This is a genomic window from Paraburkholderia sp. SIMBA_054 (assembly GCF_046534875.1).
Lineage (GTDB): Bacteria > Pseudomonadota > Gammaproteobacteria > Burkholderiales > Burkholderiaceae > Paraburkholderia > Paraburkholderia hospita.
On sequence record NZ_JAWRXV010000422.1, the window covers coordinates 1 to 333 of the forward strand.

Here is a 333-nt window from a genome sequence, read left to right on the forward strand (position 1 = left end):
GGGCGCAAATGGGGTTTTGCTGGCCGCAATATCGTGGTGACGGACGGCGTCGTGCATCTATGGGGCGTCTTCCAGTCGGCGGAGGCGGTGAATGCCGTTCGCGTTGCGGCGCAAAACATACCCGGCGTCACGCATGTGGAGGATCACACCGAGCCGTATCAAATGATACCTGGCATCTAGCAGGCGTGGGGCAAGGCGGGCCGGTTCGGCGCACCGCACCCGGAGCGTCATGATCGTGTCGCCTATGCGGTCCCTGGCAGTGGACTGGAGACGAGAACGGCAGCCGAGACGAGCACAGCTGCGAGCACAATCGATTCGACGTGCAAGACAGCG

1 protein-coding gene is annotated in these 333 nt (G+C 63.1%); it reads left to right on the top strand.

The window, feature by feature from the left end; genetic code table 11:
- Positions 1-180, top strand: a 180-nt coding sequence (locus tag SB822_RS55750; protein WP_410858931.1) for a BON domain-containing protein, incomplete at its 5' end; no start/stop codon positions are given.
- Positions 181-333 lie beyond the last annotated feature (153 nt).